The 16,191-nt window shown below is 71.8% G+C and carries 11 protein-coding genes; 4 read left to right on the plus strand and 7 right to left on the minus strand.

The annotated features are described in order from the left end of the window. Positions 1-109: 109 nt before the first annotated feature. The 3 genes from ABGA98_RS14475 to ABGA98_RS14485 all read right to left on the minus strand — a co-directional run bounded on the left by ABGA98_RS14475 (position 110) and on the right by ABGA98_RS14485 (position 4,949). Positions 110-1,708, minus strand: a complete 1,599-nt coding sequence (locus ABGA98_RS14475; RefSeq protein ID WP_347618766.1) for a protein kinase — start codon at positions 1,706-1,708, stop codon at positions 110-112. Positions 1,709-1,814: 106 nt separating this feature from the next. After that, positions 1,815-4,226, minus strand: coding sequence for a protein kinase (locus ABGA98_RS14480; RefSeq protein ID WP_347618767.1), 2,412 nt, complete (start codon positions 4,224-4,226; stop codon positions 1,815-1,817). 84 nt (positions 4,227-4,310) lie between these two features. Continuing rightward, positions 4,311-4,949: a pyridoxamine 5'-phosphate oxidase family protein gene (locus ABGA98_RS14485; RefSeq protein WP_347618768.1), complete on the minus strand. Its 639-nt coding sequence runs from the start codon at positions 4,947-4,949 to the stop codon at positions 4,311-4,313. Positions 4,950-5,087: 138 nt separating this feature from the next. Between ABGA98_RS14485 and ABGA98_RS14490 the strand changes: the two genes are divergently transcribed. Continuing rightward, positions 5,088-6,458, plus strand: coding sequence for a PLP-dependent aminotransferase family protein (locus ABGA98_RS14490; RefSeq protein ID WP_347618871.1), 1,371 nt, complete (start codon positions 5,088-5,090; stop codon positions 6,456-6,458). Here ABGA98_RS14490 and ABGA98_RS14495 read toward each other — a convergent pair. Both ABGA98_RS14495 and ABGA98_RS14500 read right to left on the minus strand, forming a co-directional pair. Continuing rightward, entirely contained in the window at positions 6,439-7,572 is a 1,134-nt protein-coding gene (locus ABGA98_RS14495; protein WP_347618769.1) for a DegT/DnrJ/EryC1/StrS family aminotransferase, read from the minus strand. The two genes, ABGA98_RS14490 and ABGA98_RS14495, sit on opposite strands and share 20 nt — an antisense overlap. Further along, positions 7,569-8,651: a GNAT family N-acetyltransferase gene (locus tag ABGA98_RS14500; protein WP_347618770.1), complete on the minus strand. Its 1,083-nt coding sequence runs from the start codon at positions 8,649-8,651 to the stop codon at positions 7,569-7,571. Before ABGA98_RS14500 ends, ABGA98_RS14495 begins: the two co-directional genes overlap by 4 nt. A 157-nt stretch (positions 8,652-8,808) precedes the next feature. Here ABGA98_RS14500 and ABGA98_RS14505 point away from each other — a divergent pair, with 157 nt between their 5' ends. The 3 genes from ABGA98_RS14505 (at position 8,809) to ABGA98_RS14515 (ending at position 12,171) form a co-directional block, all read left to right on the plus strand. Next, complete coding sequence (locus ABGA98_RS14505; RefSeq protein WP_347618771.1) at positions 8,809-9,834, plus strand: phosphotransferase family protein; 1,026 nt, start codon at positions 8,809-8,811, stop codon at positions 9,832-9,834. 90 nt (positions 9,835-9,924) lie between these two features. Continuing rightward, entirely contained in the window at positions 9,925-10,677 is a 753-nt protein-coding gene (locus ABGA98_RS14510) for an SDR family NAD(P)-dependent oxidoreductase (RefSeq protein ID WP_347618772.1), read from the plus strand. 108 nt (positions 10,678-10,785) lie between these two features. Continuing rightward, positions 10,786-12,171 carry a xylan 1,4-beta-xylosidase gene (locus ABGA98_RS14515; protein ID WP_347618773.1) on the plus strand — a complete coding sequence of 462 codons (1,386 nt, stop codon included), beginning with the start codon at positions 10,786-10,788 and terminating at the stop codon, positions 12,169-12,171. Positions 12,172-12,208: 37 nt separating this feature from the next. Here ABGA98_RS14515 and ABGA98_RS14520 read toward each other — a convergent pair whose 3' ends face one another. Beyond that, positions 12,209-13,441 carry a DUF418 domain-containing protein gene (locus tag ABGA98_RS14520; protein ID WP_347618774.1) on the minus strand — a complete coding sequence of 411 codons (1,233 nt, stop codon included), beginning with the start codon at positions 13,439-13,441 and terminating at the stop codon, positions 12,209-12,211. A 41-nt stretch (positions 13,442-13,482) separates the two neighbouring features. Then, the gene (locus ABGA98_RS14525) at positions 13,483-15,708 is read right to left on the minus strand and encodes a hypothetical protein (RefSeq protein WP_347618775.1); all 2,226 of its coding nucleotides are present in this window, start codon (positions 15,706-15,708) and stop codon (positions 13,483-13,485) included. Between the last annotated feature and the right edge of the window lie 483 nt (positions 15,709-16,191).

Raw genomic sequence — 16,191 nt, forward strand, 5'->3', positions numbered from 1 at the left:
GTGTCTAGCGCTTGCCTCTGTGGCGCCGCGCCTTGCGGCGCCGCACCGCAAGTGTGACCGGAAGCGTGCCCGTCGTCACGAGTCCGGTCGCGAACAGCAAGGCCTGCGCCTAACCCGAGGCGTCCTGCCGGGGCTGCTCCCCGGCGGTCGGCAGATCACTGGTGGGCCGGTCGTCTTCCGGCTCGCTGCGCGGCGGTGTCCCGGGCTGTGGCGATTGCTCGCCTCCCGGCCCGTCGGAGGCGGGCGGTTGCGTGGGCTCGGTCGGCCGGTTCGTCGGGATGGTGAAGGTGGGCGCGGACGTCGGGGTGGGGTCGGGGGACGTCGACGGCGGACGGTCACCGTCGGGCACGTGGACGTCGCCGCTGAGCCGCGGCCGCTCGGGGGTCGGCGTCGGGGTCGCGGTCGGCTTCGTGCTCTGCCGGGGAGTCCTGACCCGGGTCGGCGTGGGCCGGGGCTTCGGGGTGCGCGTCCGCGTGGCCGGGCGGCTGCTCGGTGACGCGGGCGGCGCCGTGTCGCTCACCGTGGGAGCCGGCGTGGACGGCGTGGGCTCCGGCGTCCGGCCGGTCTCCTCCGGCGAGGGCGCCGCCTCCACCTCCGTCATCGCGGGTTCCGGTGCCCCCGGCTCCGTCGTGGCCGGCGTGATCCGGGTGAGCTGCGCCTGCAACACCGGCTTGTCCTCGGCCGCGTTGACGAGGAGCACGATCGCGGCGACCAGCACGACGGCGGCGGTGGCGCCGATGGCGAGCTTGGCGGGCAACGTGCGCAGGAGGCGCGACGGGTCGCGGAAGCGGGTCTCGACCACCGTCGTGCCCGTCTCGGCCGGCTCGTCGAGCCCGGTCGGGAAGAACAGCACCAGCATGCCGGCCAGGGCGGCCAGGCGGCGGCGTCCGCGCTCTTCCCAGTCGGGGCCGTACGCCCCGGCCGCGACGGTCTCCAGCTCGGCCAGGAACGCCTCGGCCGACGACGGGCGCTCGGCCGCGTCCTTGGCGAGGCCGCGTGCGACCAGGCCGCGCAGGTGCTCGGGCACGTCGCCGACCGGCGGGGTGGCTTTCTGGTGCTGGTGGGCCAGCGCGGCCAGGTTGGCCGCGCGGAAGGGGCGGGAGCCGGTCAGGCACTCGAAGAAGACGACGGTGGCGGCATAGACGTCGGTGGCGGGCCCCGCCGGCGCGCCCGACCACTGCTCAGGAGCCATGTACGGGGGCGTCCCCGCGGGGCTCGCACCCTGGCCCGTCCTGACCGCGATGCCGAAGTCCACCAGCTTGCTGGTGCCGTCGCTCTGGACCATGACGTTCTCGGGCTTGAAGTCCCGGTGCACGACGCCGATCGCGTGGGCCGAGGCCAGGCCCCTGAGCGAGCCCTTGAGCACGGTCAGCGCCGCCTCGGGGCCCGTGGGGCCCTCGGACCTGATGAGCTCGCGCAGGGAGACCCCGTTGACGAGCTCCATGATGATCGCCGCGCCCTGGCCGCTCTCGACGTAGTCGATGAGGCGGGCGTGATAGGCGCTCTGCAGCGTGGCGAGCAGCCGGGCCTCGTGCCGGAAGCGGGCGACGAACCCGACGTCGGAGCGGAGCTCGTCGCTGAGGTATTTGATGGCCACCTCGGCGCCGTCGTAGTCGCGCCGGGCCAGAACCACGCGACCGGCGGCGCCCGACCCGAGCTCACGAACCGCGGCATAGCCAGGGACCCCCCACTGTCCATCACCATGCATAGCGGTTTCCTCCGGAGTCGTACGGGCCCCCACCTCATCAAACGGTCCGTAGCTTAACCAGAGGGAAGCATGATCCCGCTACTGATATCGCTAGATGTCAGCATTGTCACCTGATGGTGCCGGGCGACTCCGCGCTCGGGCTCCGGCTCGGCTCGTTCTCCGGCTCCTCCTTGGGGCAGTCCGGCGTGCTCCCGGAGGCGCTGGAGCCGCCGTTGCCCGCCGCGGGCACGGTGGCGGCCGTCACCGTCCACGTCGAGCCGCAGCCCAGCTTGGCGGGGAAGCGCAGCGTTCTCGTGTACGACGTGTCACCGGACAGGGTGACCGTCCGGGTGCCCAGGCGTTCGCCGCCGGCCGCGAACGAGACGGCCAGGCGTACCCGCTGGGTGTCCGACGTGGTCACCGCGACCGTCGCGGCCAGCCCGCCCTCGGACGCCGCGGCCCGCTGGACCGACACCCGCCGCACGGCCGGAGGGCACGAGACCTGGGTCCGCGCGGTGGCCGTCCTGCCGCCCGCGCGCACGGTCACCGACAACGTCGCGCCACACGGGCGTGAGCGGAAGGTGTGGGCGAGCGAGCGGGTGTACGAGGTCCGGCCGGACAGGTTCGCGGAGCGGGTGGCGACCTGGTCCCCGTTGACCGCGAACTCGGCCCGTACGGGGATCTCCGCCGTGCCGCTCGCGCTCACCCGCAGCCGGGCGGTCGCGGTGCGGCCTGGCGCGGCCGGCAGGCCGAGCGAGACGCGCAGGCCCGTCACCTCGGTCCGGCAGGGCGGCAGGGAGAACGTGCCCGACCCGGCGCCACCGGCCGCGGCGGGTGACGTGGTGACGGCCAGCCGGAGCGTGCCGCCGCACGGGCGCTCTCCCATGGCCCAGGTGAGCGTGCGGGTGTACGACGTGGCGCCGCTCAGGCGTACGCGCTGGACATGGCCGTCCGTGCCGGGGGCCCGCCAGGTCGCGACGGCGGCGACGGGGGCGGTTCCGCTGGTGCGCAGGGTGACCGTGCCGCGGGCGACCCCCTTCCCATCCACCGTGAGAGCGCCCACGCCGACCCGCAGCACCGACGTGGCCGGTGAGGGCGTCGGCGTGGAGGTGCCGGTGAGCCCGCCCGGCGTGGGCCCGGACGGGTCCGGGGTCCGTACCGGCGTGGTGGTCGCGCCGGGACTGCGCACGGGCGTCACGGGGGGCACGGTCGCGCCGGGGGTTCGTCTTGGCGCGGTGGCGCGGGGTGTCCGCGCCGGGCCGGTGGTCGCGCGCGGCGGGGCGCCGCTCTCCTCGGGCGTGCTCGCCTCCGCCGAGCTCGTCGGCGTGCCCTCCGGCGGTGTGCCGGTCGTGCTTTCCGGGGGCGTCCCCGGGGTCGTCGCGGGCGTCGTCTCCGGCCCGCCGGAGACCGGTGCCGTCGAGAGTTCCGTCGGCGGCACCGCCGCGGCCGCGCCGATCTGCGCGGGTGGCGGCTGCCGGTCGACCAGCACGACCGCCACCGTCACGGCCGTCGCGGCGGCCACGCCGGCGGTCACCACCACGCGGGCCGCCTTCGAGCGCATCCCGCGGAGCACCCTTGCACGGGCCGCTCCCGACCGCGTCCGCACGCGGCTCGCTTTCGAGCCGCGGAACACCGTCCTGGCCAGCGACGTGCCGACCTCAGGGGCGGGCGTTTCCGGCCGGGGCAGCAGCAGGGCGAGCAGCGCGACGAGCGCCGCCAGCCGCCGCCTGCCGCGCTCCTCCCAGTCGTCCCCGTACGCCGCCCTCGCGACGGCCTCCACCTCGGCCACGAACGCCGACGCGCTCGCCGGCCGCAGCGCCGGGTCCTTGGCCAGGCCGCGGGTGATCAGCCCGCGTACCGGCTCGGCGACGTCGTGGGCGGGCACCGGGGCGTACAGGTGCTGGTAGCCGAGCACGCTGGGCTCGGTGGACCGGTACGGCCGGTGCCCGGTCAGGCACTCGAAGAAGACCGCCGTGGCCGCGTACACGTCGGTGGCGGGGGAGGCGGGCCGCTCCTCCCACAACTCGGGCGCCATGTAGGGAGGCGTGCCCTCGGTGCGCGCGACCGTGCCCTGGCGCACCGCGATGCCGAAGTCGACGAGCTTGCTCACCCCGTCGTCGCGGACGATCACGTTCTCCGGCTTGTAGTCCCGGTGCACCAGGCCGTGGGCGTGCGCCTTGGCCAGGCCGAGCAGCGAGCCCTTCAGCACGACGAGCGCCGCCTCCGGCCCGGTCGTGCCGTTCTCGCGCAACAGCGCCCGCAGCGAGACGCCGTTGACCAGCTCCATCACGATGGCCGCGCCGTGATGGTCCTGGATGTACTCCCACAGCGTGGCGATGTGCGGGTCGCGCAGCGTGATCAGCAGCCGCGCCTCCGACTGGAACCTGGCCAGGGCGGCGGGATCGTGCAGCAGCCGCGTCGACAGGTATTTGACGGCGACCTCGACGCCCGTCTCGTCATGGACGGCCAGCGTCACCCGCCCGCTGGCACCCTGCCCGAGCTGCTTGATCTCCGTGTAACCGGGGGCGCTCCACTGCATATGCCTCTCCCATCAGGGTCGGCCCACCTGATGAGACGTGTGATCAAGCAGTCAGGTTTTCCAGGTGCGCCTGGCTTTATGGAACTACTCCCGAGAGAGGACGTGAACAGGTGCGGCGATACCTTCTGGGAGCACCGGATCGGGCTCCGGCTCGCCCCAGGACGTGACCAGGGGCACCACTCCCGCCCACACGGGCAGCTCGTAGTCCTCGGGTTCGTCCTTGGGCGCGCCGCGCCGGATCTTGACCGACGCCTCCTCCAGCGACAGCGCGAGCACGGCCGTGGCGGCCAGCTCCTTGCGCGAGGGCAGGCGGGCGTAGTCCCACTGGCCGGGCGCGAGCTGCTCGGACAGCGCCCGCAGCGCCTCCATGCGCTCGTCTGGGTCGGTCACCAGCCTGGGACGGCCGTAGATGATCGCCGAGCGGTAGTTGAAGGAGTGGTTGAAGATCGAGCGGGCGAGCACGATGCCGTCCAGGTGGGTCACCGTGACGCACACCTCGCTCCCGTCGCCGGCCCGCAGGGACCGCGCGCCGGTGGAGCCGTGCAGGTAGAGGGTCTCGCCGATGCGCCCGTAGCCGGTCGGCACGACCATGGGATGGCCGTCGACGACCACCCCCAGGTGGCAGACCAGCCCGGTGTCCAGCACCTCGTAGAGATCGTTCCTGTCGGTGCTGCCGCGCTCTTTGGCACGGCCGAGCGTGGTGCGCGAAGTGGTGGAGAGCATGGTTCGACCGTACGGGCGAAGTGGACCTATCCTGTAGGGCCACTATCGGCCCCTTCGTAGAGACCACTTCCGCCGGTGCACACTCCGCCGTCCACCGCGGGCCGTCGGCCGCAGCCTTCCGCCCGCACCCACGTCGACCTGCCCGTATCCCTGTCGCGCGACTCGGCCGAGCCGCTCACGGCGCAGCTCGCCGGCTGGCTGCGCCGCGCCATGCTGGACGGCGCCCTGGCGCCCGGCGAGCGGTTGCCGTCCACGCGGGCGCTGGCGGTGCAGCTGGCGGTGAGCAGGACCGTGGTCACCGAGGCCTACCAGCAGCTCTACGCCGAGGGCTGGCTGGACGGGCGGCACGGCTCCGGCACGTACGTGGCCGACATCGAGACGCCGCGGCCATCCCAGGAGAGGCCGTCACAGGAGGCGCGCGTGCCCGCCGGGCCGCCGCTCCCGGACGGCGGGATCGACCTCAGGCCGGGCCGGCCCTGGGTGCGCGACTACGACAGGGCGGCGTGGAAGCGGGCCTGGCGCAAGGCGGCCGACCTGCCGCCCGGCGGCTCGCCCGACCCCTGCGGCCTGCCGCGGCTGAGGGAGCTGCTCGCCGACCATCTGCGCCGCGCCAGAGGGATGGCCGTCGGCCCGGAGAACGTCCTGGTCACCCGGGGCACCGGCAACGGGCTCGACCTGTGCGCGATGGCGCTGCTCGGCACGGGCGCCAGAGCGGGGGTCGAGGACCCCGGCTATCACGTGGCGCGCACGGTCTTCGCGGCCAGGGGCGCGGAGGTGGTGCCGTGCCCGGTGGACGCCGACGGCGTCGTCGTCGACGGGCTGCCCCGTGACCTGCGCGTGCTCTACACCACGCCCGCCCACCAGTATCCGCTGGGCGGCCGGCTGCCGATCCCGCGCAGGGAACGCCTGCTGGCCTGGGCCAGGAGCACCGGCGCGACGATCGTCGAGGACGACTACGACGCCGAGTTCCGCTACGACGTCGCCCCGCTGCCCGCCCTCTACGGCCTCGACCCCGCGCGGGTGGTGCTCCTGGGCACGCTCTCCAAGATCCTCGCCCCTGACGTCGGCGTCGGCTGGCTGGTCGGCGACCCCGCGCTCGTCGAGCGGATCGCCGGGCTGCGCGACACGGTGGCCGACCGTACCAGCGGCCCCGTGCAGCAGGCCGTCGCCACCCTGCTGGAGCGCGGCGACCTCGACCGGCACCTGCGCAGGATGCGCCTGGAATACGCGCGCCGCCGGGCGCTGGTCGTCGACCTGCTCGGGCCCGTCTGCAGGCTGCGGGGCGACACGGCAGGGTTGCACGTGCTGGCCGAGCTGCCCGAGGCCGCCGCGCCCGCGGTCGTCGCGCGGGCCAGGGAACACGGCGTCCTGGTCGACTCCATCGAGCACCACCACCACGGCCGTTCCCGCCTGCACGGCCTGGTGATCGGGTACGGCTCCGCCTCGCTCGCCGACGTACGGCGCGGCTGCCACGTCCTGGCCGGCCTGATCAGGCGGACGACCGGCTGACCGGGCCCTCCGGGGGCTCCAGACGGCGCAGGACGGGCAGGGCGCGGGCGGCGTACAACGGGTCGACGGGCAGCACGTTCCTGGCCCACCAGCGCGCGGGGCCGGGGTGCGGTGACGCCTCGACATAGCCGGGCGCGTAGTCGTCGTACGGCGGGTCGTACAGGTAGCCCGTCGCCACCCCGTGCCGCTCCAGTTCGGCGATGGCCGCGTCCCTGTCGCGCACCAGCAGCGGCACGCGGAACAACGGCTGGTCCAGGTTGTCGCGCACGGCGGGAGCGACCGTGGGCAGCTCGGCCAGCCGCCGGACGCCCGCCAGGCGGCGGTCCCGCGTCCTGGGCACCTGGGCCAGCCGCCTTGACCGGTACCAGCGGACGAGCCGGCCCCGGTGACGGCGGTAGTCGTGCAGGTCGGCGCGGACCCAGGGGTCGAAGGGCGGCAGCGCGGGCGCCTGCTTGAGCGCCGCCCGCAGCCCGTCGGGGTCGAGCGGGATCCGGTAGCCCTCGCGCGACTCGTGCAGGCCGAGGGCCCTGGAGAGGGCGAGCGCGGGGCGTACGAGGTTGGAGCGGAGCGCCGCCTGGCGGGCCATGGACGTGGCCACGCTCATCAGGTCGGCGCGCGAAGAGCCGGGGGCCAGCAGCTCGTCGCGGGCGCGGGCCAGCGCCTCCATGTCCGACGCGTTCTCGACGGCGAGCACGCCGCCCGAGCCGGCCCCGGCGTGTTTGGAGAGGCTGAAGACGCCCGCCTGGCCGAAGGTTCCCAGCGGCCGGCCGTCGACGTGGCTCTCCAGGGCGTGGGCCACGTCCTCGATGAGGATCTTGCCGGTGAGGGCGGAGACGCGGTCGGGCAGGCCGTACAGGTTGGTGGTCAGGACCGCGTCCACACCGTCGAGGTCCACCCGGGAGACGTCGATGTTGCCGTCACGGGGGGAGAGCGGCGCGATCACCGGCCGCAGCCCGGCCGCCAGCACCAGGAACAGGATCTCGTCGGCGGAGATGGGCGACATGAGCAGCCGCTGGCCGGGCAGGCACCAGTGGCGTAACGCCAGGTAGAGGCCGAGCCGGTTGGACGGAAGCGACAGACAGTGACGGCCCGTGTGCTCTGCGATCACGTTCATCCCTGTAGGACAGTACGCAGCTTTCCATACGTTTTCAACGCCTTGTCGGCCGTCCTGAGCAAGATCGGATTGGCCATCACCGTGGCGCGCGTCTTGCGCGCGGGCACCCGCATCATCCAGTGCAGCCCCGCCGCCGCGCCGACCCTGGCCACCCGGCCCTCGGCCACCTGCAGCTCGCCGGTCTTGAGCTTGTCTTTGTACTCCTTCTGGCCCCGGCCCATGTCGATGACGCGGATGCCCGCCTCGGCGGCTCGCTCGGCCATCGCGAGATGGTGGATGAGGCCGGGGGAGTATTTCGCGAAGCGGGGGTCGTAGGCGGGGAACCAGCCGACCAGCGTGGTGCCGGTGCGCAGCCCGAAGTGCCCGGCCACCGGCCGGTCGTCGGCGTAGACCATGTCCAGCACCCCGGCGAAGCTCTCCGACCGGGTGGCCAGCAGCCGCTCGACCAGCTCCACGATCCACCGGTGGGAGAACCGGTCGGTGCGGCCCGTGCGGCGGTATTGGTCGGTCTTCCAGCCGAGCAGCGTGCGCAGCGGCGCCATGTCGGCGCTCGCGTAGTCGTGGCGGACCTTCCCGGCCTCGCGCTCCAGCTTGCGCGCCTTGGCCAGGGTTGATTTGTACGTCTTGCCGGAGTGCTGCCTCAGGAACTCGGTGTAGCGGCCATAGCCGTCGCTCAGGTCGATGATCGGCGACGGGTGCCGCTCGTGCCGGGGTTCGAGCAACGGCTGCCCGGCCACCAGGTGGTCGAACTCGTAGACCGACAGCCCGCAGTCCCTGATCAGCCGGCGGGGGTCGAGGTCGAGGTCCTTGATGTGGACGATGCCCTGCGCGTCGGTGAGCCCGGCGGCGACAGGCTTGCCGATGCCCAGCGGATGCCGCTCGAAGGGGAAGAACCCGACGATCTCCGGACCGTCGTGAATCACGGCCACGCGGACGACATCGCGGACCTCGCCCACCGTGATCGTGAACTCGGGGGACAGGAACGGGTTGTCGAAGACGGTGCCGGGCTCCTGCAGGCTCCGCCACCGAGCGATCTCGGGCTCTCCCAGCTCACGAGGCAGGGCAAGGGTGACGCGCATGGGCTCCTACTGTGTGCAGCCACTCTCTGTCCAGCATCCGGGCAGACGTATACCCCCCAGACTAAAGGATCTCGCGCCATGCGAATCGCCGCTGGTCTGGAACGTTACGCAACTGCCAGCTGGCATTCAGCACAGAATGAGGTTCTAATGTGTGTTCATGACCGTACCTGGCATCGACCACCCCAGTCTCGTCGCGTGGATGGGCCGGAACGTGCCCGACGCGGGCGAGCCCCTGTCCGTCTCGCTGATCTCGGGTGGGCGGTCGAACCTGACGTACCTGGTCGAGGCCCGCGACCGCCGGCTGGTGCTGCGCCGGCCCCCGCTCGGCCATGTGCTGCCCACCGCCCACGACATGCGGCGCGAGTTCCGGGTCATCTCCGCCCTCGCGCCGACGCCCGTGCCGGTGCCGGGTCCTGTCGCGTTCTGCGCCGACGAGGACGTGATCGGGGCGCCGTTCTACCTCATGGAGTACGTCGCCGGCGCCGCCGTGCGGACCGGGGAACAGCTCGGCGACCACACGCCTGAGCAGGCGCGGCGGCTGTCGGAGCGGCTGGCCGAGGTGCTGGCGGCCATCCACGCCGTCGACTACCGCGCCGTCGGGCTCGCGGACTTCGGGCGGCCGGAGGGCTACATGGCCAGGCAGCTCGACCGGTGGTGCCAGCAGTGGGAGCGGTCGAAGACGTCGGAGTCGCCGGAATATTACCGGCTCGTCGGCCGGCTGCGGGAGCGGCTGCCCGCCGAGTCCGCCGGCACGCTGGTGCACGGCGACTACCGGCTCGACAACACGCTGATCAGGCTGGGGGAGCTCGAGATCGCGGCCGTGGTCGACTGGGAGATGTCCACCCTCGGCGACCCGCTGGCCGACCTGGGGCTCACGCTGACGTACTGGCACGACGCGGGGGACGACGAGCGGGCGGGGATCCCGGTGGCGGGAGACGTGACGGTGGCGCCCGGGTTCATGAACGCCGCCGAGTTCGCGAGCCACTACATCAAAACGTCAGGTCGTGATATTTCGGATCTTGGGTTCTATGTGGCTTTCGGTAACTTCAAGCTGGCGGTCATCGTGGAGGGTATCCACGCCCGCTTCCGGCAAGGTAAGACCGTGGGAGAGGGATTCGACCACATCGGGTCCGCCGTACCCACGCTGATCGCCCGCGCCCACCGCATGCTCGACCAGCACTGAAGAAGCTCGGCCGGCGATCGACCGGCACCCGACCGCCGCTGAGACGCTCGACCAGCCTGGACCCCGGGCCTCGACCCCGCAAGGAGCGCCATGAGCACAGTTGCACTGATCACCGGAGCGGCCAGCGGCATCGGGGCCGCCGTGGCACGCCGGCTCTCGGCCGGCGGGGTCAAATGCGTGCTCGTCGACCGCGACGGCGAGGGCGTGGAACGGCTGGGCAAGGAGGTCGACGGCGCGTGGCTGGCCGCCGACGTCAGCGAGGAGCAGGCCTCGCTCGAGGCCGTCGCGCTGGCCGAGCAGCGGTACGGCCGGCTCGACCTGGTCCACCTCAACGCCGGCGTCAGCGGGCGGGTGGACCTGGCCGACTTCGACGTCGAGCGCTACCGCCAGGTGGTCGGCGTGAACGTGGACGGCGTCGTCTTCGGCGTCCGGGCCAGTGTCCCGCTCCTCGCCCGTTCCGGCGGCGGCGCCATCGTGGCCACCTCGTCGCTGGCCGGGCTCGTGGCCTTCTCCGGCGACCCCGTCTACACGATGACCAAACACGCCGTCGTCGGCCTGGTCAGGGCGCTGGCCGAGCCGCTGGCCGCCCAGAACATCCGCATCGGCGCCGTGTGCCCCGGCTTCACCGACACGCCGCTGGTCGCGGAGTCGCGGGAGATGTTCGTCAACGCGGGCTTCCCGCTGCTCACCGCCGACGACGTGGCCGCCGCCGTCGAGTCCGCCTTCTACGCTGAAACCCCGGGCACCCTCCTCATCGTCCAGCCCGGTAGGCAGCCGGTGCCGTACCGTTATGCCGGGGTGCCCGGCCCCGCGGGCGGCCAGCGGCCACCACGTGTGGATTGACGGTTAGCGATCCGCAAGTGGGACGATTAGCGTCATTAAGGCTGGCCTAAACCCGGCCTTTCTGTATGTTCGTCCCCGTGTGGGCTCGTGAGGAATGAGGAGCGTTCAGTGATCCCGACCGATGGCCGTCATGCACGCCGACGATCGCCCTGGCCCATAGCCCTTGGAGCCGGCATCCTCGCGGTCGTCCTCGTGGCGGGCATCATGGTCTACGCCTCGCTCAGGTCGCAGGAGCGCAGCGAGTTCAGCGGCCAGGCCGCCACGAAGGCGCCCACGGAGCCGGCTCCCCAGCTGGAGGAGCCGCCCGCGCTGGCCAACTGGCCGCGCTGGGGCGTCACGCACACGCAGTTCAGCGCCGACAACGAGCCGGAACACGTCATCGAGCAGGCCAGGGGCGTGCTCGGCCGGGTGCCCATGGTCCAGAACCAGCACATCATGGGGTGGGGCGTCGGCAACCCCGAGCCGAGCCCGGGGCAGTTCAACTTCCGCGACCTCGACCGGCGGCTGACCTTCATGTCGTCGTCGCGAGGGCTGCCGGTGATCACGCTGTGCTGCGCGCCCGACTGGATGAAGGGCGGCAAGGCCGGGCGTACGGACTGGAGCAAGAACCACACCGTCGCCCCCGAACCCGAGCACTTCGACGACTTCGCCAAGCTCGCCGTCAGGGTCGCCAAGCAGTATCCGACCGTCAAGCACTACATGGTCTGGAACGAGTTCAAGGGCTTCTGGGATCCGGCCACCAACAAGTGGGACGCCAGGGGATACACCGAGCTGTACAACAAGGTCTACACGGCTCTGAAGAAGGTGAACAGCGACATCAAGATCGGCGGGCCGTACATCCCGATCGAGAGCAACGCGAGAAGCCAGGAGCCCTCCGAGCTCAGCGGATCCTGGGGGACCGTCGACCAGCGCGCGCTCGACGCGATCCAGTACTGGATCGACAACAAGCAGGGCGCCGACTTCATCGTGGTCGACGGCGCGTCGATGACCAACGACAAGGGCAACATCCCCAACGACTTCGCCGCCCAGGCCAAGTTCGGCGCCGTCACCTCGTGGCTGCGGCAGAAGAGCGGCGACCTGCCGGTGTGGTGGGCGGAGTGGTACGTCGAGCCGGAGAACTCCGGGTGGACGGAGGAGCAGCGCACCGCGGTGCAGGCGACTGCGCTCATGGAGTTCGCCGCCAGCGGCGTCACCACGGCGCTCTACTGGAACCCGCAGATGAAGGACGAAGGCGAGTGCCCCGGCTGCCTGTGGGCGCCGAAGGTGGGCGGCGAGATGCCGATGGCGGGCCTGCTGAGCGGATTCGCCAAGTGGTTCCCCGCCGGGGTCGAGGTCTCCAAGGTCCGGACCTCCGACCAGCGGATCAAGGCCATCGGCCAGCAGCGCCAGAGCGTCATGGTGAACACGTCCGGCGAGGACGTCACCGCGACCGTCGACGGCAGGCAGGTCACCCTGCGGCCGTACGAGATCAGGTGGTCCGGCAGAGGCATGTGAGCATGCCGGCGCCTGCTGTGTTCCTCTCCCGGGTTCCTCATCGGTGACCGGGAAGGCGACGGCTCGCTCCGATCGGGCGGGCCGGCCTGGTCCCGTACGTCAGGTAACGCAGCAGCCACTCCACCGGCCCGTACCGGTGCCCGCTGAGCCACCGGCGGCTGTAGAGGACCTGGGCGGCGAAGACGCCCGCGACGATCAGCAGCTCCATCGGCGGGCTGACCCGGTCCACGAGCGCCAGCCCGTACCCCGTGAAGATCAGCGCGCAGATCAGCGACTGCGCCAGGTAGTTGGACAGCGCCATCCGGCCGGGCGCGGCCAGGGCTCGCCCGATGCGCGGCACGCGCGGCAGCAGCCGCAGGAACGTCGCCGCGTACGCGGCCGCCAGCAGCGGCGCCGTCGCCAGGTCCACCGCCTCGCCCCAGAACTTGTGCACCACGCCGGTCCAGGCGGACAGCGCGGCGAAAGACGCCCCCGCCAGACCGGCGGTGAAGCCCGTCCACTGCAGCCTGCGCAGCGTTCTCGTGTGCGCGGACAGGTCGCGGAGGACGCCTGACTTGCCGGCCGCCAGCCCGAGCAGGCACGCGGCCAGCACCGCCGGCCCCTGGAACAGGGCGCGCAGCACGATGATCAGCGACAGCTTCCTCAGGTGCTCCGACACGATCTGCCAGAAGCTCCCGCCCAGCGCCGTGTCCGACCTGGCGGCCTCGGCCGCGCCGTCCGTCATCGTGCCCGCCAGATCCAGCCCCAGGGTGGCCAGCACGGCCGCCAGCACGAAGCCGAGCGCCAGCACCGCCGTCAGCGCGACGGCCAGCAGCACGGCCGTCCTGGGCCTGACCCGGTGGAGGAACAGCAGGACCAGGCCCACGGCGGCGTACGTCGTCAGGATGTCTCCGGGGAACAGCAGCACGGCGTGCGCCAGCCCGATCAGGAGCAGCCCGGCCAGCCGCCGCAGGAACATCGGCCGGAACGCGCGCCCCTGCCGCGCCGCCGAGTCGAGCTGGAGCGTGAAGTTGTAGCCGAACAGGAACGAGAACAGCAGGTAGAACTTGTTCTCGACGAATATCGTGACGAACCACCGCACGGCCCAGTCGAACGGCGAGTCGAAGGCGGGCTCCGCCATCCCGGCCATCCGGTATCCGGAGGCCAGGAAGGCGATGTTGACGACGAGGATGCCCAGGAGCGAGAAGCCCCGCAACGCGTCGATGGAGATGATCCGTGCCGCAGCGGTACGTGCGTCCGGTCCGACGGGAAGTGCCCTCTGTGCCCTCATTGAGGGCATCATCCCGTAGAACCTGAGAGTTTCCTGGGAAGTTAGTTATTTTGTGCGATGTGGATGAACCGTTCGATGATCACCGCGATGGCCACCACGAACGCCGGGACCGCCAGGAACAACAGCCGTTTGCGCGTCCTGCGCGCCCGGTTGGGGCCGTTCAGGCGGATGATCTCGTAGCCGAGCAGCGCCACCCACGTCACGATCAGCGCCCCGATGCCCACCGGCGTCCACGGCGAGGTGGGGTCGCCGCGGCCCTTGTAGGGGTTCGGCTCGGGGATCTCCGTCCCCCTGACGAACTTCTTCCAGGTGTAGAGCGCCGCGTCGTCGTTGGAGTACACCCGTTTCAGATGGGGCGAGGCGTCCAGCGCCGCGCGGAACTTCTCTCCCCAGTCCGCCGGATAACCCTCGTTGAGCTGCAGGTAGCTCACCTGGCCGGTGCTCACTATCAGGTACGAGTTACGCGGCTGCCCCTGCAGCGCCTTCACCGCGTCGGCGATCTTCGTCGGATCCTTGTGCACGAGCGCCTGCTCGTTGAAGGCGACCAACTCGACGTCGCGCTCGCCCCACGGCAGGGTCGGCGTGACCTCCGGCCCCAGCTTGGGCACCAGATAGAGCACCCGCGCGCTGGGCTTGTCGTGGTCGTAGACGTAGTGCAGGGCCGCCACCTCGCCGGTGGTCACCCGCTCGAACTTCTCGTTGCCGTACCTCGCCAGCAGGAACGCCATCGCGAACAACACCGCGAAGCACGCCGCGAGCACGACCGAGATCTTCCTGGTCAGCTCGGGGTTGAAGCGCACGTTCCGCTTGCGCAGCGGCACGGTCTCCTCGCGCACGTCGGCGCTGTCGGCCGGCAGGTTGGGGAAGAACGCGTACGCGGCCAGCAGGCACGCGCCGGGCAGCGCGAACATGTAGATGCGCAGCCCGATCTCGCCGCCGTAGTTCTGCAGCCCCAGCGCCAGCACGGGCACGCAGAGCAGGATCAGCGCCGACCTGTCGAACACCCCGCGCCGCAGCCTTCGGAACAACCCGGCCGCCGCCAGCCCGAGGATCACCACCAGGATGCCGAGGCGGGCCTGCAGCACCATCGCGTGGGCGGGATCGGTGCCCTCGATCCGGTCGCCGGTGTTGCTGCGCAGGTTGGACAGGACGTTGCCCAGACCACCGAAGATCGTGTCGATCTGGCTCGCCCAGAAGCCCACCGTCATGTAGCTGATCCAGGCCGCCACCACGAGCCCGAGGAAGAACGGCAGCCCCCACGTCAGCGAGGTCCGCTTCACCAGCAGGAACGCCGTCAGCACGCCGAGCATCATGAACGGCGTGATCTGGTGCGAGGCCACCGACGCGATGAACAGCGCCATCAACATCATCAGCATGAGCAGCTTGTCGGCCCGGTAGGTGCCGGTGTTGGCCAGCTCGCCCGGCGTCATCGCGTCCAGCCTGCCGAGCAGCTTGCGCACGCCCTTCGGGGCGATCGGCCTGGTCCGCGGCTCCACCCGCCCGAACCATCGCAGCAGGATCGCCACGTACGCCAGATACAGGGCGAACGTGAAGCCCTGCGGCGAGAAGTAGTCCTGCCCGATCCACTGCACCAGCACGAACAGCAGCGCCGCGAACCACCGCGCCCGCGTGGTCGCCACCACCTGGCGCAGGATCAGCACGAACGGCAGCAGGTAGAGCAGGTTCGACAGGAGCGGCGTCCACTGCAGGATCGTCGTCATGTCGCTGATGCCGGCGGCCTTCGTCACGAACGCGAACAACGCGAAGAAGCCCGGCCAGCCCATGCGGGCGTCGATGCCGATCGCCGTCTCGCCCGTCCTGCTGATGAACTCCACGAAACCGGCATGGATGTACGCCGTGGGGAACCGCGGCTCGTCCGCCACGAGCGACCCGACGCCGTGCAGGGCGAACGCGATCGCGGCGATCTGGAACAGCAGCAGGAACTTGCGGTCGGTGCTCTGGGCGACCGTGACGAAGAACGACACGATCATGATCAGGATCGCCAGGAACGCGGTGACCGGGAGCGCCGAGATCAGCCCGAGACCGTCGATGTCGGCCGGGTCCACACCCCGCAGCGGCCCCGGGGACACCTTGACGGCGAGGACGAACATGAGCAGGCCCTCGAGGACCAGCACCACGGGCAGCCACCGGGGCGCGCTGGCGATCAGAGCTCTGACCCGGGTTCTCAGCGACTGCGGTCCCGTCGGCGCCTGCAACTGCGCGACCGGCCCTCCAGCCGGACCCTGCGGCGGCGCCTCCTGCGCCACGCCCCCGTGCCCGTACGGCGGCCCCCCGCCGGGCCCTCCGGCGTGTGGGCTCCCCGCAGCGGGCGGCGCTCCAGCGTTCGGATTCCCGCCGGGTGGACTCCCCGCCGCGGGCGGCCCTGCGATGTTCGGGTTGCCGGTGCGAGAGTTCCCCGCCGCGGGCGGTGCTCCGCTGTTCGTATTCCCGGGGTGAGGACTTCCCATGGCAGGGCCAGTGGCGGGCGGCGCTGCGGTGCTCGGGTTGCCGGTGTGAGGGCTTCCGGCTGTGGGCGGTGCTCCGCTGTTCGGGTTGCCGGTGTGAGGGCCGTCTGTGACGGGCGGCGCTGTGCTACCCGGGTTTCCGCCGTGAGTTCCGGGCTTAGCCCCACCGGCCGGTGGGGCGGCGGCCTGCGCCGTGCCGGCCGGTCGGGTCCCCCCGGAGGCCCGTGCGCCGCCGGTCGGTTTCGTCCCTCCGGAAGCCTGCGAACCGCCGGACGACTGGGAACC

The organism is Nonomuraea sp. B1E8 (assembly GCF_039871515.1).
Taxonomy (GTDB): Bacteria; Actinomycetota; Actinomycetes; order Streptosporangiales; family Streptosporangiaceae; genus Nonomuraea.